The 21,681-nt window shown below is 64.5% G+C and carries 18 protein-coding genes; 14 read left to right on the top strand and 4 right to left on the bottom strand.

The window, feature by feature from the left end; translation table 11 throughout:
- Nucleotides 1-29: 29 nt before the first annotated feature.
- Complete coding sequence (locus tag E4L98_RS01860; protein WP_135199864.1) at nucleotides 30-386, top strand: phage holin family protein; 357 nt, start codon at nucleotides 30-32, stop codon at nucleotides 384-386.
- Complete coding sequence (gene metF / locus E4L98_RS01855; protein ID WP_135199863.1) at nucleotides 373-1,206, top strand: methylenetetrahydrofolate reductase [NAD(P)H]; 834 nt, start codon at nucleotides 373-375, stop codon at nucleotides 1,204-1,206. The genes E4L98_RS01860 and metF overlap by 14 nt, the downstream gene beginning before the upstream one ends.
- On the opposite strand, the gene E4L98_RS01850 is transcribed toward metF, so the two are convergent.
- The gene (locus tag E4L98_RS01850) at nucleotides 1,203-1,790 is read right to left on the bottom strand and encodes a 5-formyltetrahydrofolate cyclo-ligase (RefSeq protein WP_135199862.1); all 588 of its coding nucleotides are present in this window, start codon (nucleotides 1,788-1,790) and stop codon (nucleotides 1,203-1,205) included. The genes metF and E4L98_RS01850 overlap by 4 nt on opposite strands.
- Nucleotides 1,791-1,819: 29 nt before the next feature.
- On the opposite strand from E4L98_RS01850, the gene E4L98_RS01845 reads away from it, so the two are divergent.
- Genes E4L98_RS01845 through dsbD form a run of 9 tightly spaced genes read left to right on the top strand, consistent with a single transcriptional unit; the run spans nucleotide 1,820 to nucleotide 11,125 of the window.
- Nucleotides 1,820-3,790, top strand: a complete 1,971-nt coding sequence (locus E4L98_RS01845; protein WP_135199861.1) for a lytic transglycosylase domain-containing protein — start codon at nucleotides 1,820-1,822, stop codon at nucleotides 3,788-3,790.
- Nucleotides 3,791-3,816: 26 nt separating this feature from the next.
- Nucleotides 3,817-4,536, top strand: coding sequence for a glutathione S-transferase family protein (locus E4L98_RS01840; protein ID WP_135199860.1), 720 nt, complete (start codon nucleotides 3,817-3,819; stop codon nucleotides 4,534-4,536).
- A 4-nt stretch (nucleotides 4,537-4,540) separates the two neighbouring features.
- On the top strand, nucleotides 4,541-5,797 hold the full coding sequence (locus E4L98_RS01835) for a multifunctional CCA addition/repair protein (RefSeq protein ID WP_135199859.1): 1,257 nt from the start codon (nucleotides 4,541-4,543) through the stop codon (nucleotides 5,795-5,797).
- Nucleotides 5,794-6,468, top strand: a complete 675-nt coding sequence (locus E4L98_RS01830) for a GNAT family N-acetyltransferase (RefSeq protein WP_135199858.1) — start codon at nucleotides 5,794-5,796, stop codon at nucleotides 6,466-6,468. The genes E4L98_RS01835 and E4L98_RS01830 overlap by 4 nt, the downstream gene beginning before the upstream one ends.
- A gap of 47 nt (nucleotides 6,469-6,515) precedes the next feature.
- Nucleotides 6,516-7,010 carry a TlpA family protein disulfide reductase gene (locus E4L98_RS01825; protein ID WP_135199857.1) on the top strand — a complete coding sequence of 165 codons (495 nt, stop codon included), beginning with the start codon at nucleotides 6,516-6,518 and terminating at the stop codon, nucleotides 7,008-7,010.
- The gene (locus tag E4L98_RS01820; RefSeq protein WP_135199856.1) at nucleotides 7,007-7,213 is read left to right on the top strand and encodes a DUF4266 domain-containing protein; all 207 of its coding nucleotides are present in this window, start codon (nucleotides 7,007-7,009) and stop codon (nucleotides 7,211-7,213) included. The genes E4L98_RS01825 and E4L98_RS01820 overlap by 4 nt, the downstream gene beginning before the upstream one ends.
- A 9-nt stretch (nucleotides 7,214-7,222) precedes the next feature.
- The gene (locus E4L98_RS01815) at nucleotides 7,223-8,353 is read left to right on the top strand and encodes a DUF3570 domain-containing protein (RefSeq protein ID WP_135199855.1); all 1,131 of its coding nucleotides are present in this window, start codon (nucleotides 7,223-7,225) and stop codon (nucleotides 8,351-8,353) included.
- Between the two features lie 5 nt (nucleotides 8,354-8,358).
- Nucleotides 8,359-9,243 carry an FAD:protein FMN transferase gene (locus E4L98_RS01810; RefSeq protein WP_229257194.1) on the top strand — a complete coding sequence of 295 codons (885 nt, stop codon included), beginning with the start codon at nucleotides 8,359-8,361 and terminating at the stop codon, nucleotides 9,241-9,243.
- Between the two features lies 1 nt (nucleotide 9,244).
- Entirely contained in the window at nucleotides 9,245-11,125 is a 1,881-nt protein-coding gene (gene dsbD / locus E4L98_RS01805) for a protein-disulfide reductase DsbD (RefSeq protein ID WP_135199853.1), read from the top strand.
- Here dsbD and E4L98_RS01800 read toward each other — a convergent pair.
- Both E4L98_RS01800 and E4L98_RS01795 read right to left on the bottom strand, forming a co-directional pair.
- Nucleotides 11,122-12,561: a CehA/McbA family metallohydrolase gene (locus tag E4L98_RS01800; RefSeq protein WP_135199852.1), complete on the bottom strand. Its 1,440-nt coding sequence runs from the start codon at nucleotides 12,559-12,561 to the stop codon at nucleotides 11,122-11,124. The two genes, dsbD and E4L98_RS01800, sit on opposite strands and share 4 nt — an antisense overlap.
- A gap of 73 nt (nucleotides 12,562-12,634) precedes the next feature.
- On the bottom strand, nucleotides 12,635-15,127 hold the full coding sequence (locus tag E4L98_RS01795; RefSeq protein WP_205746642.1) for a TonB-dependent receptor: 2,493 nt from the start codon (nucleotides 15,125-15,127) through the stop codon (nucleotides 12,635-12,637).
- A gap of 129 nt (nucleotides 15,128-15,256) precedes the next feature.
- Here E4L98_RS01795 and E4L98_RS01790 point away from each other — a divergent pair, with 129 nt between their 5' ends.
- Entirely contained in the window at nucleotides 15,257-16,015 is a 759-nt protein-coding gene (locus tag E4L98_RS01790; RefSeq protein WP_229257193.1) for a transporter, read from the top strand.
- A gap of 20 nt (nucleotides 16,016-16,035) precedes the next feature.
- Here E4L98_RS01790 and E4L98_RS01785 read toward each other — a convergent pair whose 3' ends face one another.
- Nucleotides 16,036-16,557 (bottom strand): Lrp/AsnC family transcriptional regulator, encoded by a 522-nt coding sequence (locus tag E4L98_RS01785; protein WP_135199851.1) that lies wholly within the window; start codon nucleotides 16,555-16,557, stop codon nucleotides 16,036-16,038.
- Between the two features lie 127 nt (nucleotides 16,558-16,684).
- On the opposite strand from E4L98_RS01785, the gene hppD reads away from it, so the two are divergent.
- Both hppD and E4L98_RS01775 read left to right on the top strand, forming a co-directional pair.
- Nucleotides 16,685-17,803, top strand: coding sequence for a 4-hydroxyphenylpyruvate dioxygenase (gene hppD / locus E4L98_RS01780; RefSeq protein WP_135199850.1), 1,119 nt, complete (start codon nucleotides 16,685-16,687; stop codon nucleotides 17,801-17,803).
- Between the two features lie 112 nt (nucleotides 17,804-17,915).
- Nucleotides 17,916-21,491: an indolepyruvate ferredoxin oxidoreductase family protein gene (locus tag E4L98_RS01775; protein WP_135199849.1), complete on the top strand. Its 3,576-nt coding sequence runs from the start codon at nucleotides 17,916-17,918 to the stop codon at nucleotides 21,489-21,491.
- The last annotated feature ends 190 nt before the right edge of the window (nucleotides 21,492-21,681 follow it).

The following is a 21,681-nucleotide window of genomic DNA, read 5'->3' as shown; positions in this document are numbered from 1 at the left end:
TTCTGTAGCCACCTTGCAGCGAGTTTCTTATGCGTTTGGTCCTTACCTGGTTAATCAATGCAATTGCCTTGCTGGCAGTGCCATACCTGATGCATTCCGTCGATGTCACAAGCATAGGCGCAGCCCTCGTCGCGGCTCTTGTCCTGGGCCTGGTCAATACGCTGATACGTCCCGTGTTGCTGCTGCTGACGCTGCCGGTGACGCTGGTGTCGCTCGGCCTGTTCATCTTCATCGTCAACGGCTTCATGTTCTGGCTGGTGGCGCAGTGGGTGGACGGTTTCCATGTCGACAGCTTCCTGTCGGCCGTCGGCGGCGCCATCCTGTACAGCATTATTTCCTGGGCTTTGTCGACCTTACTTTTGAAGAACCCAGATGGACAATCCTAATTTCAGTATCGAATTCTTTCCGCCGAAAACGGCGGAAGGCGCGGACAAGCTGCGCGTGACGCGCGCCAAACTGTCCGAGCTCAAACCCAAGTATTTTTCGGTGACCTTCGGCGCCGGCGGCACCACCCAGCGCGGCACCCTGGACACGGTGCTGGAAATCATGGCCGCCGGCGAAGACGCCGCGCCGCACCTGTCCTGCGTGGGCGGCACGCGCGAGTCGATCCGCGCCATCCTGGCCGAATACAAATCGCACAACATCAAGCGCCTGGTGGCGCTGCGCGGCGACCTGCCGAGCGGCTATGGCGCGGCCGGCGAATTCCGCTACGCCAACGAGCTGGTGGAGTTCATCCGCCAGGAGACCGGCGACTGGTTCCACATCGAGGTGGCGGCGTACCCCGAGGTACACCCGCAGGCGCGTTCGCCGCGCGACGACCTGCTGGCCTTCGAGCGCAAGATCAAGGCCGGCGCCAACGCCGCCATCACCCAGTATTTCTACAATGCCGACGCCTACTTCCAGTTCGTCGAGCAGGCGCAGAAGCTGGGGATCACGGCGCCCATCGTGGCGGGCATCATGCCGATCACGAACTACACGCAGTTGATGCGCTTCTCCGACATGTGCGGCGCCGAGATCCCGCGCTGGGTGCGGCTGAAGCTGGCCAGCTTCGGCGACGACACGGCCTCGATCAAGGCTTTCGGCCTGGACGTGGTGACGGCGCTGGGCGAGCGCCTGCTGAAGGGCGGCGCGCCCGGCCTGCACTTCTACAGCATGAACCAGGCGGTGGCCACCACCGCCCTGTGGGAGCGGCTGGCGAAAGTCTAAGCCGCCTCGGTGACGATGCGGTCCAGCGCCACATCGTGTGCGTCGTTCGGAAAGCGCACCTGCATGCACTGGTAGGCGATGCCCAGCGTCTGCGGGCGCGGCGTGTGGCGCGCCAGCGTGCGGTCGTAGAAGCCGCCACCATAGCCCAATCGGTAACCTTGCGGGTTGAAACCCAGGCAAGGCACCAGCAGCGCCGGCGGATAGGCCGCCTGCAGGCGCAGCTGGGCCGGCACCGCCACCCCCATTGCATCTTTCACCATCGTCTCGCCGATTTCCCATGCGGCGAATTCCAGCGCCGCATGCTTTTGCACCACCACCGGCAGCAGCAGGCGCGCGCCCAGCCGCGCCAGTTCGGCGTAGGCTGCGTGCAGGTCCGGCTCGTCGCGCAGCGGCCAATACACCCCCAGCGCCGCCGGCCGCGCTTCCTGCCACCAGGCCACCACCTGCTCGCCGATGGCATGGTCCCAGTGCGCGCGCGTGGCGCTGTCGATGGCGCGCCGCGCAGTGAGCAGTTGCTTCCGCAATTCCGCCTTCTGTACTGGTGAGACGGTCGCCTCGCGTGGTATTCTAGGGTCGCTGGTCATGTTGATTTAAGACTTGAGAGAGTTGCACTTTGATTTCTGCTTCGAAATGGATCGCCGGCGCCCTGCTTGTTGCCTTCACCTCGTTTGCCCACGCCGACGATATCAACACCGACAGCCGCAAGGATGATGACGCCTTTCTGCTGCTGCGCGACGCCGTACGCCAGGATGATGCCAACAAAGCGGACTTCTACGCCGCCCGCCTGGCCGATTATTCGATTCCTTCCTACGTCGATTATTATCGGCTGAAATCGCACTTCAAGGATGCCACGGCGGACGAAATCCGGGCGTTCTTCAGGCGCTACGATGGTCAGGCGATCGTCGACCGTCTGCGCAACGACTGGCTGCTGGAGCTCGGCCGCAAGCGCGACTGGGCCACCTTCGACGAGCAGCTGCCGCTGTTCGTGCTGAACGACGACACCCAGGTCAAATGCTATGCGCTGATCTCGCGCGCGCTGAAAGGGCAGAAGGTGGCCGACGATGCGCGCGCGCTGTTGACCGCGCCCTCGGTCTACGGCCAGCCCTGCGCCGACCTGATCGCGACCCTGTATCAGAATGGCCAGTTCAACACCGAAGACCTGTATGCGCAGCTGCGCCTGGCGGGCGAACACAATGCCACCGGCCAGGCGCGCCGCATCGTCGCGCTGCTCGACGGTCCGGAAAAAAAGGCGGTGCAGGCGGTCGATCTGCCGACGCTGGCGGTGGCCAAGGGCATGGGGCCGAGCAAGGTCGAACACCAGATCTACATCGTGGCGCTGGGGCGCCTGGCCAAGACCAGCGTCAAGCTGGCGGTGTTGGGCCTGAACAAGGCGATGCCGAAACTGAGCTCGCCGGAACAGCAGCAGGCCTGGGCCGCGATCGCGCTGCAGTCGTCGTACACGCTGTCGCCGGAGACCGGCGACTACTGGAAGCGTTCCGGCAGCGCGCCGCTGTCGATCGACCAGATCCAGTGGAAGACCCGCATCGCCATGCGCAACGGCGACTGGCGCCAGGTGGAGAAAAACATCCGCGGCATGCCGACCGCGCTGCGCAGCGAGCCGACCTGGGTCTACTGGCTCGGTCGCGCGTTGATGGCGCAGGACGGCGGCGGCCAGCCGAATGGCGAAGCGCTGCAGCTGTACCGCAGCATCGCCGACCAGTCGAATTACTACGGCCAGCTGGCGCTGGAGGAAACCGGCAAGCTGATTACCATTCCGGCGCCCGGCGCGCCGATCACGCAGGCGGAGATCGCGCCGATCGCGGCCAATCCCAACTTCCAGCGCGCGCTGAAGTTCTTCGGCATGCGTCTGCGTTTCGAGGGCACGCGCGAGTGGAACTGGGGCCTGCGCGGCCTGAGCGAACGCGAACACCTGGCCGCGGCCGAATACGCGCGCCAGAACAATATCCTGGACCGCATGGTCAACACCTCGGAGCGTACCCGCATCCAGGTCGATTACACCCAGCGCTTCCCCTCGCCGCACAATGACATCATGCACCCGACCACCCAGACCCTGGGCCTGGACAAGGCATGGGTGTATGGCCTGATCCGCCAGGAATCGCGCTTCATCATGGACGCGCAGTCGCACGTCGGCGCTTCCGGCCTGATGCAGGTGATGCCGTCCACCGGCCGCTGGGTGGCCAAGAAGATCGGCCTGACCGACTTCGCGCAGGAGATGATGAGCGACGTGCGCTACAACATCCTGCTGGGCACCAACTACCTCAACATGGTGCTGGGGAATATGGACGGCTCGCAGGTCCTGGCCACCGCCGCCTACAACGCCGGGCCGGGCCGCCTGCGCACCTGGCGCGCGGCGCTGAGCAGGCCGATGGACGCCACCGTGTTCATCGAATCGATTCCGTATGCGGAAACGCGGACCTACGTGCGCAACGTGATGTCCAACGCCACTTACTACGCGGCGCTGTTCGAAGGGCGGCCGCAATCGCTGAAGGCCCGCCTGGGCAATGTCACGCCCAAGGGCTACACCGAACAGGAAGAGCAGGAGACCAGCTTCGGTCCCCGCTGACACCCAATAAAACAGGACGCTTCAACATGCAGACCACCCAACTCGATCCTCATCTGTCGCAGGCGCTGGACGCGGCGCGCTCGCCGGGCCTGACGCTGGTCATCGGCAACAAGAACTACTCGTCGTGGTCGATGCGGCCCTGGGTGGCGATGGTGGCGTTCGGCATTCCGTTTCAGGAGGTGCGCGTACTGCTGGACCAGGACGACACCGCCAACCGCATTTGCAGCTATTCGGCGTCCGGCCGCGTGCCGGTGCTGCTGGCCGGCGAGGAAATGACCATCTGGGACAGCCTGGCGATCTGCGAATATCTGGCCGAGCAGTTCCCCGAGCTGCATCTGTGGCCGCGCGATGTGGCGGCGCGCGCGATGGCGCGTTCGGTGTGCGCCGAGATGCATTCGGGCTTCAGCGATCTGCGCAATTCGATGTCGATGAACATCCGTGGCTACTATCCGGGCAAGGGCCGCACGCCGGGCACCCAGGCCGATATCGGCCGCATCAGCGAAATCTGGGAAGAGTGCATGTGCCGCTTCGGCCATCAACAGTTCCTGTTCGGCGAGTTCTCGATCGCGGATGCTTATTATGCGCCGGTGGTGATGCGCTTCCGCACCTATGGCGTGTCGCTGGCGCCGGCGCTGGATGCGTACTGTCAGCGCGTGATCTCGCACCCGGCCGTGGCGCGCTGGATCAGCGAGGCGCTGGCCGAAACCGAAACGGCGCCCAGGCACGACGCCGACATGCCGGACTGAGATGATGCGGACTTACGTCGTCGGCGGCGCGGTGCGCGACGCACTGCTCGGCCTCCCGGTAAAAGACCATGACCACGTGGTGGTGGGCGCGACGCCGGACGAGATGGTGGCCAAGGGCTTCCGCCCGGTGGGCAAGGATTTCCCCGTGTTCCTGCATCCGCGGACGCAGGAGGAATATGCGCTGGCGCGCACCGAGCGCAAGACCGCGCCCGGCTACAAGGGCTTCGTGTTTCACACTTCGCCGGATGTGACGCTGGAAGAGGATCTGGTGCGGCGCGATCTGACCATCAACGCCATCGCGCGCGCCGATGACGGAACCCTGATCGACCCATACCACGGCCAGCGCGACATCGCCGGGCGCGTGTTCCGGCACGTGTCGGACGCCTTTGCCGAAGATCCGGTGCGCATCCTGCGCCTGGCGCGCTTCGCCGCGCGCTTCGCCGACTTCACGGTGGCGCCGGAAACCAACGCGCTGATGAAGCAGATGGTGGAACAGGGCGAGGTCGATGCGCTGGTGCCGGAACGCGTGTGGCAGGAACTGTCGCGCGGACTGATGGAACAGAAACCGTCGCGCATGTTCGAAGTGCTGCGCGACTGCGGCGCGCTGGCGCGCATCCTGCCGGAGCTGGATGCGCTGTGGGGCGTGCCGCAGCCGGAAAAATGGCATCCCGAGATCGACACCGGCATCCACATCCTGCAGGTGATCGATTGCGCCGCTCAGATGGAGCGCGAACTGCCGGTGCGCTTCGCCTGCCTGGTGCACGACCTGGGCAAGGGCGTGACGCCATCGGCCACCTGGCCGGCGCACCATGGCCACGAAGGCATGGGCGTCAAGCTGGTGGAGCAGGTGTGCAAGCGCCTGCGCGTGCCGACCGACAGCCGCGACCTGGCGGTGATGACGGCGCGCGAACACGGCAACGTCGCCCGCGCGCTGCAGCTGCGGCCGAACACCGTCGTCACCCTGTTCGAGCGCTGCGACGCCTTCCGCAAGCCGGCGCGGTTCACGCAGCTGCTGCAGGCCACGGAATGCGATGCGCGGGGCCGCATCGGCCCCGGCGCCAGCTTTGCCGATGCGCCGTTTCCGCAGCTGGACTACCTCGAACAGGCACTGGCCGCGGCGCGCGCCGTGAACGCGGGGGAGATCGCGCAATCCTGCGCCGATAATCCGCAACGTATCCCCGAACGGGTGCACGCGGCGCGGGTGCGCGCGGTCAAGGTCGCGCTGAACGCCGCCGACGACGAGGACGACGCGGCGGAATGAATTCCATGGACCTTTTCCAGAATCCGCTGCGCCGCTGGGGCAAGGATAAGGACGGCAAGCACCGTCCCAAGGTACTGGTGAAGGAGCTGCGCGAACGCGACCGCCGCCGCATGCTGCGGCATTTCCTCGAGCTGGAACACAGCGATCGTCTGCTGCGCTTCGGCTCCGTGCTGCCGGACGAGCAGTTGACGAACTACGTCAACCGCATCGCCTTTTCGCGCGACATGGTGTTCGGCGTATACAGCCGCACGTTTCGGCTGGTCGGCGTCGGCCATCTGGCATTTGCGCCGCGCGAGGAGAGGAACAGCGATACCGACAAGGCGCGCGTGGCCGAATTCGGCGTTTCGGTCAGCCGCAGCGCGCGCGGCATCGGCGTCGGTTCCCGGCTGTTCGAGCGCGCCGCCATCCACTGCCGCAACAACGATGTGGACACGCTCTACATGCACTGTCTGTCCTCCAACAAAACCATGATGCACATCGCGAAAAAGGCCGGCATGGAGATCCACCGCGATTATGGCGAGGCGGATGCCTATCTCAAAATCCCGCCGGCCAATCCTTCCAGCGTGCTGCAAGAGGCGCTGGACGAGCAGTTCGCGGTGCTCGATTACACCTATAAGGCGAACAAGCGCTTCGCCGCCAAGTGGCTGGGCCGCCTGCTGGGCCGAAAATAATTTCGGCAAGCTGAGAACCTTCGCAACATGGCCGGGAATACACGGTCATGAAAACACATACTCTCCCCTTATTGCTGGCCGCCGCCCTGTGCGCGCCCGCCAGCTGGGCGCTCGACAAGGGCGCATCCGCTCCATCCTTCGATCTTCAGGGCCCGGCCGGCGCGGTCAAGCTGGCGGCCCTGCAGGGCAAGGTGGTTTATGTCGACTTCTGGGCCTCCTGGTGCGGGCCGTGCCGGCAGTCCTTCCCGTGGATGAACGAGATGCAGGCCAAGTACGGTGCGCGCGGCCTGCAGATCGTCGGCGTCAACGTTGACGCCAGGAGCGAGGACGCGAAGCAGTTCCTGGCCCAGGTGCCGGCCAAATTCACCATCGCTTTCGATCCGCAAGGTGGCACGCCGCGCAGCTACGGCATCAAGGGCATGCCCAGCAGTGTGCTGATCGGCCCGGACGGCAAGGTGCTGATGGCGCATTCGGGCTTCCGCGACGGCGACCGCGCCGAGCTGGAAGCGAAAATCCAGGCGGCTCTGGGAGGCGCCAAATGAAGCCGCTGCTGACATTGGTTTTGGTGGCCGGACTGGCCGGGTGCGCCAACGTACAACCGTGGGAGAAGGGCAATCTGGCCAAGCCGGAGATGACCTTCAACGACGGTGGAACATTCGCGCGCTACGACGATCATATCTACACCAGCAAGGAAAACGCACGCGGCGGCGCCGGCGTGGGCGGCGGCGGCTGCGGCTGCAACTAAGGGACAAGCATGACCAATAAAGACAACAGCGGTCTGGCCGCCTCCATCCTCACCGCAGCCATGCTGCTGCCCGGCGTGCAGGCGCATGCCGAAACACCGCCGGCCAACGGCACCATTTCGCTGGGCTACCTCGATTACCGCGACAGCCAGCCGGGCTTCGACCGCATCAAGGTGCATGCGCCCTCGCTGAGCATCGTCGCGCCGGTGGCCGGCGTGTGGTCGATCGGCGCGTCGGTGGTGCGCGACGATGTGTCGGGTGCCTCGCCGCGCTATCACACGGCGGTGTCGGGCGCGTCGCGCATGGATGATATCCGCAAGGCCGGCGATGCTTCGCTGACGCGCTATTTCGACCGCGGCAGCCTGACCGTGGGCGCGGCCTATTCGACCGAGCATGACTACATCTCGCGCGCGCTGTCGCTGCAGGGCAGCGTCGAGAGCGAAGACCATAACACCACCTGGACGGCGGGCCTGGGCCACTCGGACGACAAGATCGATCCGGTCAACCATATCGTCACCAACGAGAAAAAGCGTACCACCAATGTGCTGCTGGGCGTGACCCGGGTGCTGACCGCCAGCGATATCGCGCAGCTGACGCTGACGCACACGCAGGGTGAGGGTTATTTCAACGATCCGTACAAATTCTTCGACACCCGGCCGCGCAGCCGTGATGAAAGCACGCTGCTGGCGCGCTGGAACCACTACATCGCGGCCACCGGCGGCACCAGCCGGCTGTCCTACCGCTACTACCGCGACAGTTTCGGCGTGCGGGCGCACACCATCGGCGGCGAGTACGTGCAGCCGCTGGCCGATGGCTGGACGCTGACGCCGGAGCTGCGGCTGTATACGCAAAGCGCCGCCTATTTCTACCGCGATCCGGTGTATGACCCTGTGCTGGGCGCGCCGTTCCCGGTGGGCTACGACTTCAAGAGCCTCATGTCGGAAGACCAGCGCCTGTCCGGCTTCGGCGCGGTGACGCTGGCGCTCAAGGTCAGCAAGCAGATCGACAAGCTGTGGTCCGTCGACGTGAAGGCGTCCACCTACCAGCAGCGCGGCAGCTGGGCGTTCTTCAACAGCGGCAGTCCGGGCCTGGACATCTTCCGTGCGCAGACCATACAGATTGCCGTCAACCGATCATGGTAAACAGTATGCATCGCACGTCGTTCCGTGCCATGGGGGGGCCGTGCGAGATCCACTTGTCCGCACCGGATGTACAGACGGCGGCGCGTCTGGCGCAGCGGGCCATCGCGGAGGTGATGCGCATCGAACAGAAATATTCGCGCTACCGGCCGGACAGCATCGTCTCGCGGATCAACGCGGCGGCGGGCCGCAAACCGGTGGCCTGCGACAGCGAGACGGGTGCCCTGTTGGCCTATGCGGATGCCTTGTACGACGCCAGCGGCGGGCTGTTCGACATCACCTCCGGTGTGCTGCGCAAGGCCTGGGATTTCCGCAAGCCGCAGCTGCCCTTGGCGGAGGTGCTGGAACCGTTGCTGGCGCTGGTCGGCTGGCGCAAGGTGGTGGTGGACGGGGACGGCGTGCTGCTGGGGGAGGCGGGCATGGAAGTTGATTTCGGCGGCTTCGGCAAGGAGTATGCGGCGGACCGCGCGGCCTCCTTGCTGATGGATGGTGGCGTGATGCACGGCTATGTGAATCTGGGTGGCGACATGCGTTTCATCGGTCCACAGCTGGATGGCGGGCCATGGAGCATCGGCATCCAGGATCCGCGCCAGGTCGATGCGGTGATCGGCAGTATCCCGGTCAGCCACGGCGCACTGACCACCAGCGGCGATTATGAGCGTTACTTCGAACTGGACGGGCAGCGTTACTGCCATGTGCTGGACCCGCGTGACGGCATGCCGGTGCGCTACTGGCGCTCGGTGAGCGTGCTGGCGCCGGTGGCGATTGCGGCCGGCAGCTGTTCGACGATCACGATGCTCAAGCAGCGCGAAGGATTGGATTTTTTGAATGCATCCGGACTGGCGTACCTGGCAGTGGATGATGAAGGACAGCTGTCGTATAGGGATATCTGACATGAGCGTGCAAAAGTGGTTGAAGGTGCTGGCCGCGCTGGTGGTGGCGGCCATGGCGTTCGTCTTCGGCGCGGAGGCGAGGGCGGAGGATTTTCTGGAACCGGATCAGGCGTTTCAGCTTCAGGCGGAGCTGGCGGATGCGCATACGGTAAAGCTGTCGTGGACGATCGCCAAGGGCTATCACCTCTACCGTGACCGGCTCAGCTTCAAAGGCTCGGTGGGACAGCCGGCGCTGCCGGCGGGCCTGCGCAAGTTCGACGTCAACTTCAACAAGGAGATGGAGACGTATCAGGACAGCCTGCTGGTGAAGCTGCCGGTGACGGCCGGCGCGCCGTTCACGCTGGAGGTAGGCTACCAGGGCTGCGCGGATGCTGGGCTGTGCTATTCGCCGGCGATGCAGAGCTACCGCGTCGACCCGTCGGCGCCCGGCAAGCTGACGCCCGTCGCCGCCCCTGACCCAGCCGCCGGCGCTGCAACGTCCGGCACCGGCCCGGTCTCCGCTGCCGCCGGCGGGGAATCGCTTGGCGACATGAGCGCCGGCACAGCGTCGGCCGCAGGCGGGGTGACGTCCGAAGACGACAGTTCGCTGGCGCAGCGCACGCTGCAAAGCGGCAGTGCGTGGCGCATCGGCCTGGCCTTCCTGGCTTTCGGTCTGCTGCTGTCGTTCACGCCGTGCGTGCTGCCGATGGTGCCGATCCTGTCGTCGATTATCGTCGGCGAGGGCAACGTCTCGCGCGGTCGCGGTTTTTCGCTGGCGCTGGCGTATTCGCTGGGAATGGCACTGGTCTATACCTCGCTCGGCGTGGCGGCGGGTCTGGCGGGCGAGGGTTTGGCCGGTGCGCTGCAGAAGCCGTGGGTGTTGCTGACCTTCGGCGCGCTGTTGGTGGCGCTGGCGCTGTCCATGTTCGATGTCTACCAGCTGCAGCTGCCGAGCGGCCTGCAAAGCCGCTTGAGCGAGACCAGCAGCGGCATCAACGGTGGCCGCTTCGCCGGCGTGTTCCTGATGGGCGCTCTGTCCGCGCTGATCGTCGGACCGTGCGTGGCGGGGCCGCTGGCCGGCGCGCTGCTTTACATCAGCCAGACCCGCAACGTCTGGACCGGCGGCTGGGCGTTGTTCTCGATGGCGGCCGGCATGAGCGTGCCATTGCTGCTGACCGGTGTCTCCGCCGGCAGCCTGCTGCCGCGTGCCGGCGCCTGGATGAACAACGTGAAAAAGATCTTCGGCCTGCTGCTGATCGCCGTCGCGATCTGGATGGTGGCGCCGGTGTTCCCGGTCACGGTCGCCATGGCCTTGTGGGGCGTGTTTGCGCTGTTGTGCGCGATGTTCCTGCACGTGTTCGAAGCGATACCCGCCGGCGCCGGTCTGCGCAGCTATGCCGGCAAGACGCTGGGCCTGGCTTTCCTGATCGCCGGTCTGTTCGAACTGACGGGCGCAGCCAGTTCCGGTCACGATGTGCTGCAACCGCTGGGGCATCTGAGCCTTGCGGCCGCCCGCACGGGACAGCCCGAAGCCGGCGAGGCGGGCGAAGTGCGCTTTGCGCGCATCAAGACCGGTGCGGAACTGGATCGGATACTCGCTTCCAGCAGCACGCCGGTGATGCTGGACTTTTACGCCGACTGGTGCGTGTCGTGCAAGGAGATGGAGCGTTTCACCTTCTCCAAGCCTGCCGTCGCCGGTAAGCTGAAGCAGGTGAAGCTGCTGCAGGTGGACGTCACCGCCAACAATGCCGACGACAAGGCGCTGATGAAGCGCTTCGGCCTGTTCGGTCCGCCGGGGATCATCCTGTTCAACGGCGGCAAGGAGATTCCGAACAGCCGCATCATCGGCTTCCTCGCGCCAGAGCCGTTTGTGCAGCATCTGGCGCGTCACGTGTCGTCTTAACGGTTGAGATAGACGGGATTACCCAGCAGGAGCAGATGGCCGCGCGCGTCGCGCACTTCGGCGCGCAGCCAATGCGGCTTGCCGTCGCTGATCCAGTTGAAGCTACGCTGCACATCGTCGCCATCGACATCGCGCGCGGGCAGCAGATCGGCCTCCGCACCATCCATCACCAGCTTGATCGTGGCGCCGTCGGCCTGCGCCACGTGTAGCTTGAACTGCACCGTCAGTCCGCCAGGGGCAGCCAGGGAGTCGCCCATCATCGCCTGCCTGCCGCCGGTTTCGGCATTCAGTTCCAGCAGACGGCTGCCGTTGCCGGCGATGTCGACGAACACGTGGCCGGCGCGGATGCCGTCCAGGATCGCGGTTTGCGTCAGCTCCGGCGCGTACACCACGGTGGTCGGCGTGCCGACCGGCGTATCGCCACGGGCGGCGCGGTGGTCATCGCTGCCGCCGATCAGCGTCGGATGCAGGCCGCGCTGCAATTGCGCTTGCCAGAACGGGATGGACGACAGCAGCGTGTCCGCATCCGTGCCGTTGACCGCTTCGATTGCCTGCACCTTGGCGATGTCGGCATCGTTGGTCCAGCCACAGCCCATGCACGCCTCGCCGGAAGGGCGGTTGGCGTGATTGATCGATACCAGTCCGCCCAGTGTCGCCGCCTGGTCCAGCATGCGGTTCCAGCCATCCGGCGTGGCGGCGACGCGGAAGTCCAGCGGCGCCAGGGTGCCGAACATATTGGCGTGACCTGAGAAGGTGGTGATCTCGCGGCCCGGCATCAGCAGCATCTTGCTGAAGTAGGGCTGCAGCTCGCGCAGTTCCGAGGCATGCGATACGGTGTTGTGCTCCGTGACGGCGATGAAATCCAGCTTGCGCTCGGCGGCCGCCTGCACCGTCAGGAACAGCGGACAGGGCACCGAAACGCTGCTCTGGTTGACGCAGCTGCCGTCGCTGTGCCCGGTGTGCATGTGCAGGTCGCCGCGATACCATGCCGCGCCGCTGCGCACCGGCACACGCAATGGTGGCGGTTCGTCAGCCGCCGCCAGGCTGCGCGAGAAGTAGACCTGTGCCGTGTAGCTGGCTTCCGCCGTCTTGCGCAGATTGGGTACGCCAAGCAGCAGTGCCCATTGACCGGGTGCCACTGGTGCAGGAATGAACGATGGCGTCGCATCGACACTGCTGACCGTGAACAGGCGCTTGCTGCCGCCGCTCCAGCCACGCAGCGCGCCGTCCGGGCCGAGCAGGCCCAGATCGATAACGCTGTGCTCTTCCTTGCCGGTGTAGTCGAAGGTGATGGTCACACGCTCGACACCCTCGGGCACCGTGAACGGCACGCTGCGGTAGGTGTGGTGGTCGGCGCCGGTCAGCACGCCGCGCAGGACCAGATCCGGTTCCGCGGCTTTGGTGCCGGCTGCGACGGTGCCAGCGGCTGTAGCCACGACGTCGGCGCTGGCCGGGCTTGCGATGGCTCCGACGGCCGCGCCGAATACCAGAGCCAATAAGGCCATGCGCTTAGAAGTCATATTTCAACGCGCCCCGCACCGAACGGCCCAGCACCGGACGCGCCAGGAAGGTATTCGCACCCGCATCGGCGCTGGCCAGCTCGCCGGCGCGCGGATTGCCTTCGGTCAGACCCTGCGAGTTGTTGATGTTGTCGACGTAGGCGTAAGCGGTCAGCGTCGGCGTGATGCTGTAGCGCGCCGAGAAGTTCAGCACCTTGTACGATGGCAGACGCACCGAGTTGGCCGAGTCGACGAAACGCGCGCCTTCATACTCGTACGACAGCTGCAGGCGCAGCGCGTCGCCCATCAGGTTCAGGCCCGGCACCAGGCGGTAGCTTACCTTCGGCACGCGGATCAGCTGATTGCCGCTGTAGTTGCGCTGCACCGGCAGGTTGTTGACCTTGTCGGTGTAAGCCAGGTCGCGGTACTGCGGGTCTTGCCAGGTGATGTTGAAGCCCAGGTCACCCCATTCCACAGGACGCAGCTTGCCTTCGATCTCGGTACCCCAGGTGCGGGTCGAGGCGTAACCGGTGGTGGTCGAAGACTGGGTGTTATCCAGGTTGAATACGTTGTTGGTGTAGGAGACATTGTTGTACTTCGAGTAGAACACGGTCGGATACAGTTCCAACATGCGGCTGGCGTACTTGTAGCCGACTTCGCCCAGGTCCATGGTCTGGATCACCGGCGTCGCGGTCGGGCTGGTGATGTAGGAGCTCAGATTCGGCAGGCGGAAAGCCTTGGTCCAGCGGCCGAACACGCCCGCGTCCTTGGTCAGCTGGTAGTTGGCTCCCAGGGTCCAGCCGGTTTTGTTGAAGGTGTGGTCGTAGTAGTCGAACACGCCGGTGCCGGTGCGGATCTTGGAGGTGGCGAAGGTGCCGAGGTTGACGTTGGCCTGGCGCTCGGTGCGGCCGCTGGTGTTGACCTCTTCCCAGCGCAGGCCGCCATCCAGGCGCAGTTGCGGCGTGAGCTGCCATTCATCGGCCAGATACACGGCGTTGGTTTTGGATGTACCGTTGGCGTTTTCCGACTCGTAGCCGTAGTTGTAGATGCCATGGTCGGTAACGCTGCCCAGCACCTTGCCGCTGGCGTCCGTGCCCACCAGGTCGATCAGCGGCGCCTGGCTTTGTGCGCCCAGCAGCACACTGGACGAGTAGCGGCTGAAGGCCTGGTTGAAGTGAGCGTAGTAGTAGCCGAAGGTGACGTCGTGGCTTTGGTCGCCCAGCACGAACTTGCGCGACAGACGGGTGTCGTTGACGGCTTCTTCGAGCGGCAGCGTCACGCCGCGCAGGCCGCCGACGATCAGCAGACCGTTGTCCGGCGTGAAGTTGGTGCCCGGCTTGCTGCTGTACTGCAGGGCGAGCTTGCTGGCGCCCGGCACGTAGGACAGCAGCGCTGCCGATTGCTTGAGGAAGGCGTCGGTGCTCAACAACTGATTGGCGAACACGCCGTTACGCTGCGTCTCGGTCTTGGAATAGCGCAGCGACTCGTTCAGTTTCCAGTCGCCGCCCAGATCCTTTTCGAGGTTGAAGGTGAGCTGGTTGCGGCGCACGTGGGTGCCGTCATCGTTATTGAAGTCGTACAGCTGGCCGTTCCCCATCTTCATCTGCACATGCTCGGTCTCGGGTCCGGCCACGGTGCCGTAGTTGCCGTCGAAGCCAGGGACGGCGCGGATTTCGCCGTCGGCGTAGGTACGCATCGGTACCGACAGGAACAGCGCCACCTTATCGTCGAGGTGCTTGGCGTCGATGGTGATGCGGCCATGATCGATTTCCCTGGTCAGCTTCAGACGCAACTGGCCGCCCTTGTCGGCCTTGTAGCCGGGGTCGCGGATGCCGTTGTCTTCGCGATAGAAACCGCCGATGCCGACGCCCCAGCCGTCTTTCAACGGCGTGGCGTACCAGAAATCGGTGCGGCGCAGGCCGTAATCGCCGATGGTCACCTTGACCAGGCCATTCGGATGATCGCCGATCTCGCGCGACAGGAAGTTGATCGCACCGGCCGGCGCGTTGGTGTAGAACACGGACGATGGCCCGCCGCGCACCACCTCGATGCGGTCGATGGTCTCGTCGAGGCGGAAGGCCTGGTCGGCGTTCAGATAGCCCAGCGATGGATCGTGCTGCACCGGCACGCCATCTTCCAGCAGGGTGACGGAGCCGAAACCATCGACCGGAATGCCGCGCGCGCGGATATTGCCGGATGCCTCGCCGCCCGAGGATTCGACCCAGAAGCCGGGCACGGATTTCAGCGCCTCGGTCACGGAGGTCGGGGCCTGCATGCGCAGAGTCTCTTCGCCGATGGTGGTGATGGAGAAGCTGGCCTTGACCTTGCTGCGTTTGCCGGCGGTGCCGGTGACGATCACGGTGTCGCCCGGCGCATCGGCCGGTGGAACCGCGGCCGGTGCGGCTTCCTCGGCATGCAGCGGCGGCGCCGCGACGGTGAACAGCGCGATGGCGCCGCCCTGGAATGCAGTGCGCAAGGCGCGTGCGATGATGGTCTTTGTCACAATTTCCCCTTGCTAGAAATGATGCCTCACTGGGCGAGAAGCGCGGATTCTAGGGATGGATTGTGAAATGCACGTGACAAGATGAAACGAACGGCACGCCGGCGATTTATTTTCTGAGAAAATAATCGGATGATGAAAAAATTGAACTTGATGCTGCTGCTGGCCGCCGTGTCGGCGGCATCGCACGCGCAGGATGATGGCGTCACGCCTTATCGCCCGTCGGTCTCCAGTCCGGCGCAGCTGCCCACGCCGGGGCAGCTGGAATTCGAAACCGGCTACCTGGGGAGCAAGGCGGATGGTGACCGGCGCGCCAGCCTGCCATATACCTTCAAGCTGGCGTTCAACGAACAGTGGGGCGTGCTGTTGGGCGGAGAGGGCTACGTCTCCGAGCGGGTTGACGGCGGCCCGCGCCAGCGCGGCGTCGGCGACACCACACTGGTGCTGAAGCGCGCCTTCGTGATCGACAGCGCCACCGCCTTCGGCCTGGAGCTGGGCGCGAAAATTCCGACGGCGAAAGACACCATCGGCAGCGGTCACCCCGACTACACGCTGAACGGCATCTACAGCCAGGACCTGGGCGCGGTGCACATGGACGCCAATCTGAATGTCACGCGGCTGGGCGGCGCACAGCCGGACAGCGGCCGGGCGCAGACCGGTTGGGCGACTTCGTTCTCCGTGCCGACGGGCGAGCGCTGGGGCCTGATCGGCGAACTGTCCGGTACCCACGTGCGCCAGCAGCCCAACACCGCCCAGCTGCTGCTGGCCGCCACCTATAGCGTCAACAAGAACCTGGTGATCGACTTCGGCGCGGCGCGCGGGCTCACCTCGGCCTCGCAGGATTGGTCGCTGTTCAGCGGCGTGGTGCTGCCGCTGGCTAAACTCTGGTGATCACACCAGATCACACCAGATCACACCAGCGGCAGCGCGGTGGTGTCCTTGATGCGCTGCAGGGCGAAGGAGGATTTCACATCCAGCACCGCGGGATGACGCAGCAGCGTCGCCATCATGAAGCGCGAGAAGTGGTCCATGTCTTCCACGTGCACGCGCAGCAGATAGTCCATCTCGCCGGTCATGGCGTAGCAGGCCACCACCTCCGGCCACTGCGCCACCGAATCGGCGAAGTCGGCGCGCGGCGACGGCGGCGCGTTGGCGGCGCCCAGCGCGCGCGCGTTGCTGTGCGCCGCCGCCTCGCTGTGCTTCTCCAGCCGCACGTTCACATAGGCCAGCAGGCCCAGGCCGATCTTGTCCGGGTCCAGCAGCGCCACGTACTGGCGGATTACCCCGGCTTCTTCCAGGCGCTTGATGCGGCGCAGGCACGGCGATGGCGACAGGGCGACCTGCTCGGCCACGTCCTGGTTCGACAGGCGACCGTCGGCCTGCAAAATGGACAGAATCTTGCGGTCGGTTTTGTCCAGCGCGATCTTGGTCATAAATTCCTCGATTATTCTTGATTAAGGCAATATTATTGCTCAAAACCGGAAGCATGGGGAATTGTTGGCAATTTAATGCTGGCGGGACGGGTCTATACTGTGCGCTATTCGCCATAAGGAGACACGCATGCAATTTCAGCCATGGGACAACCCGATGGGCACCGACGGCTTCGAGTTCGTCGAGTACGCCGCCCCCGATCCGAAAGCCCTCGGCGCGCTGTTCGAGAGCATGGGCTTTACCGCCATCGCCCGCCACCGCCACAAGGACGTGACCCTGTACCGCCAGGGCGACATCAATTTCATCATCAACGCCGAGCAGGATTCGTTTGCCCAGCGCTTCGCGCGCCAGCACGGCCCGTCCGTATGCGCGATCGGCATCCGCGTGCAGGATGCCGGCCTGGCTTACAAGGCCATGCTGGAAAAGGGCGCCTGGGGCTTCGACAACAAGACCGGCCCGATGGAACTGAACATCCCCGCCATCAAGGGCGTGGGCGATTCGCTGATCTACCTGGTCGACCGCTGGCGCGGCAAGAACGGCGTGCAGCCGGGCGGCATCGGCGACATCAGCATCTATGACGTGGACTTCGTCGCCATCCCCGGCGCCAATCCGAATCCGGTCGGCCATGGTCTGACGTATATCGACCACCTGACCAACAACGTGCACCGCGGCCGCATGAAGGAATGGGCCGACTTCTACGAGAAGATGTTCAACTTCCGCGAAGTGCGCTACTTCGACATCGAGGGCAAGCTGACCGGTCTGAAGTCGAAGGCCATGACTTCCCCCTGCGGCAAGGTGCGCATCCCGATCAACGAATCGTCGGACGACAAATCGCAGATCGCCGAATACCTGGACGAGTACCATGGCGAAGGCATCCAGCACATCGCGCTGGGCACCGACGACGTCTACACCTCGGTGGAAGGCATGAAGAACGATGGCATCCAGTTCCAGGATACCATCGAGACCTATTATGAGCTGGTGAACCGCCGCCTGCCGAACCACGGCGAGCGCCTGGAAGAGCTGCGCCGCCTGCGCATCCTGATCGACGGCCACACCAACGGCGACGAGCGCGAACTGCTGCTGCAGATCTTCACCCAAAACGTGATCGGCCCGATCTTCTTCGAGATCATCCAGCGCAAGGGCGACCAGGGCTTCGGCGAAGGCAACTTCCGCGCGCTGTTCGAGTCGATCGAGCTGGATCAGATCAAGCGTGGCGTTCTGCAGGACCCGAACAAGGTTCCCGCTTAAGGAGTAGAGTAGTACCAAAGCCGGTAGCAAAGCGACAGACTGAGCACCGGCACGCAAGCGGCAGCGCCTACCCGGCAGTGCCGCCGAGTATTCGAGAATTCTGGAGACACCAATGAATGCACCTCACAAGGGTTTGCTGCTAGATCCGTCCATCAATACGGAAGAAATCACCCTCGACGACAAATGGACGCTGGAGCGTGGCCGCGCCTTCATGACCGGCACCCAGGCGCTGATCCGCCTGCCGATGCTGCAGCGCGAGCGCGATCTGAAAGCGGGCCTGAATACCGCGGGCTACATCACCGGCTACCGCGGTTCGCCTGTCACCAGCGTCGACATGACGGCGGTGAAGGCCAAGAAATACCTCGACGAACATCACGTCAAGTTCCATCCCGGGATGAATGAAGACCTGGCGGCGACCGCCGTCTGGGGCACCCAGCAGACCAATCTGTTCAAGGACGCCAAGTACGATGGCGTCTTCTCGATGTGGTACGGCAAAGGCCCGGGAGTGGACCGCTGCGGCGACGTCTTCAAGCATGCCAACAACGCCGGCTCCGCCAAACATGGCGGCGTGCTGGTGTTGGCCGGCGACGACCACGCGGCCAAATCATCTTCGACCGCGCACCAGTCGGACCACATCCTGAACGCCTGCGGCATTCCGGTGCTGTATCCGTCGTCGGTGCAGGAATACATCGACTACGGTCTGCATGCCTGGGCCATGAGCCGCTACACCGGCCTGTGGGTGTCGATGAAGTGCGTGACCGATATCATCGAATCGGGCGCGGTGGTGGACTTCGATCCGGACCGCGTGCAGATCCAGCTGCCGACCGACTTCGAACTGCCGCCGGGCGGCCTGAATATCCGCTGGCCGGACACGGTGCTGGACATGGAAGTCCGCATGAACAGCTACAAGTGGTACGCCGCGCTGGCCTACTGCCGCGCGAATAAGCTGAACAAGATCATCTGGGATTCGCCCAAGCCGAAGATCGGCATCATCACCGCCGGCAAATCCTACCTGGACACGCGCCAGGCGCTGGCCGACCTGGGCATCGACGAGCAGGCCGCGGCCGACATCGGTATCCGTCTGTACAAGATCGGCATGACCTGGCCGCTGGAAGCGGACGGCGTGCACGAATTCGCCAAGGGCCTGGACGAGATCCTGGTGGTGGAGGAGAAGCGCCAGATTCTCGAATACGCGCTGAAGGAAGAGTTGTATAACCTGCCTGACGCCCAGCGTCCGCGCGTGGTCGGCAAGTTCGACGACACCGGCGAATGGAGCAACCACGGCAAGACCGGCCACGGCGACTGGCTGCTGCCCGCCACCTATGAACTGAACCCGGCGCAGATCGCGCGCGCGATCGCCTCGCGCATCGCCCACTACTGCGACGGCCATCCGGTGGCCAAGCGCGTGCAGGAGCGTATCGCCTATCTGGAAGCGAAGGAAGCGGCGCTGAAGTCGCTGCCGGTAAAAGCCAATCCGGAGACCGACCGTATCCCGTATTTCTGCTCCGGCTGCCCGCACAACTCCTCGACCAAGGTGCCGGAAGGTTCGCGCGCGCTGGCCGGCATCGGCTGCCACTACATGGTACTGTGGATGGACCGCGAAACCTCGACCTTCACCCACATGGGCGCGGAAGGCGTCACCTGGGTCGGTCAGGCGCCGTTCACCAACGAGAAGCACGTGTTCACCAACCTTGGCGACGGCACCTACTTCCACTCGGGCATACTGGCGATCCGCGCGGCGGTGGCGGCCAAGGTCAACATCACCTACAAGATCCTGTTCAACGACGCAGTGGCCATGACCGGCGGCCAGACCTTCGACGGTCCGCTGGACCCGGGCATGATCTCGCGCCAGATCGCGGCGGAAGGCGTGTCGCCGATCATCGTGGTGACCGACGAGCCGGAAAAATACCCGTCCGATTACAACTGGGCGCCGGGCGTCACCGTGCGCCACCGCAGCGAACTGATGGACGTGCAGCGCGAACTGCGCGACAAGCCGGGCGTGTCGGCCATGATTTACGACCAGACCTGCGCGTCGGAAAAGCGCCGCCGCCGCAAGCGCAACGAATACCCCGATCCGGCCAAGCGCGCCGTGATCAACGAAGCCGTGTGCGAAGGCTGCGGCGACTGCTCGGTGCAGTCGAACTGCCTGTCGGTGGAGCCGCTGGAGACGGACCTGGGCCGCAAGCGCCAGATCAACCAGTCCTCCTGCAACAAGGACTTCTCGTGCACCACCGGTTTTTGCCCGAGCTTCGTCACGGTGGAAGGCGGCGCGCTGAAGAAGCCGAAGAAAGCCGCCGTCGGTGATACGCCGATGCCGGTCTTGCCTGCGCCGGCGCTGCCTTCGACGGCGCAGCCGTACGGCATCCTGATCACCGGCATCGGCGGCACCGGCGTGGTGACCGTCGGCCAGATCCTGGCCATGGCGGCGCACGTTGAGAACAAGGGCGCCATCGTGCTGGACATGAGCGGCCTGGCGCAGAAGGGCGGCCCGGTCATGTCGCACGTGCGCCTGGCGGACCACCAGAGCGACCTGCACTCGACCCGCGTCGGCACCGGCAGCGCCGACCTGGTGATCGGCTGTGACCTGATCGTGACCGCCTCGCGCGACGCCCTGTCGCGCATGGGCGAAGGCCGCACGCACGCGATGATCAATTCCAGCGGCGCCACCACCGCGGCGTTCGTGAAGAACCCGAACTGGCAATTCCCGGACGCCGGCTCGCGCGGCGAAATCGTCCGCGCCTGCGGCAATGAGAACGTCGCCTTTGTCGACGCCGGCCAGATCGCCACCGCGCTGATGGGCGACTCGATCGCCACCAACATGTTCATGCTGGGCTATGCCTTCCAAAAGGGCCACGTGCCGCTGAGCGAAGCGGCGCTGATGAAGGCGATCGAACTGAATGGCGTATCGGTCGCGTTCAACAAGGCGGCCTTCAACTGGGGCCGCACCGCCGCGCACGACCTGGCATCGGTGACCAGGCTGACCACGCCGGCCAAGGTGATCGAATTCAAACGCATCCAGACGCTGGACGACATCGTCGCCAAGCGCATCGAATTGCTGACGGCCTACCAGAACAGCGATTATGCCAAACAGTATAAATCGTTTGTCGATGAAGTCGGCGCGGCCGAGGCCAAATTGGGCAAGGGCACCCGCCTGACCGAAGCGGTGGCGCGTTACTACTACAAGCTGATGGCGTACAAGGATGAATACGAAGTCGCCCGCCTGTACACGGATGGCGCATTCCAGCAGAAGATCGCCGGCATGTTCGAAGGCGACATCCAGCTGAAGTTCCACCTGGCGCCGCCGATCTTTGCCAGGACCGACGCCCAGGGGCACCTGATCAAGAAGCAGTACGGACCGTGGATGATGAAAGCCTTCGGCGTGCTGGCCAAATTCAAGGGCCTGCGCGGCACGCCGCTGGACCCGTTCGGCCGCACCGCGGAGCGCAAGATGGAGCGCGCGCTGATCGCCGAATACCGCCAGACCATCGCCGGCCTGCTGCCCAAGCTGACGGCGGACAACCTGGCGCAGGCGGTCGCCATCGCCAGCATCCCGGAAGACATCCGCGGCTACGGCCACGTCAAGGAGCGGCACCTGAAGGCGGCCAAACAGAAGGAAGCTGCCTTGCTGGCCAACTTTGGCAAACCAACGCCAGCCCCGGCGCCGTCACCGGAACCGCACGCCGCCTGATCGGCAGTCACCAAGTCGGGGTCAGAGCCGACATTCGGACATTGAATCGCGCGCGATCCAATGTGCGAATATCGGCTCTGACCCCGATCTCTTTTTTTGCACCCAAATAGTGCATAAGCATGTAACCAAACATTCGTTCAGTTTTTATTCCTGAATTGATAAGGTGGCGACCTTTTCATTGCTGGAATAT

The sequence above is a fragment of the Duganella callida genome, assembly GCF_004614165.1.
In the GTDB taxonomy this organism is placed as follows: Bacteria; Pseudomonadota; Gammaproteobacteria; order Burkholderiales; family Burkholderiaceae_D; genus Rugamonas; species Rugamonas callida.
This window is presented reverse-complemented; position numbering and strand designations above follow the sequence as displayed.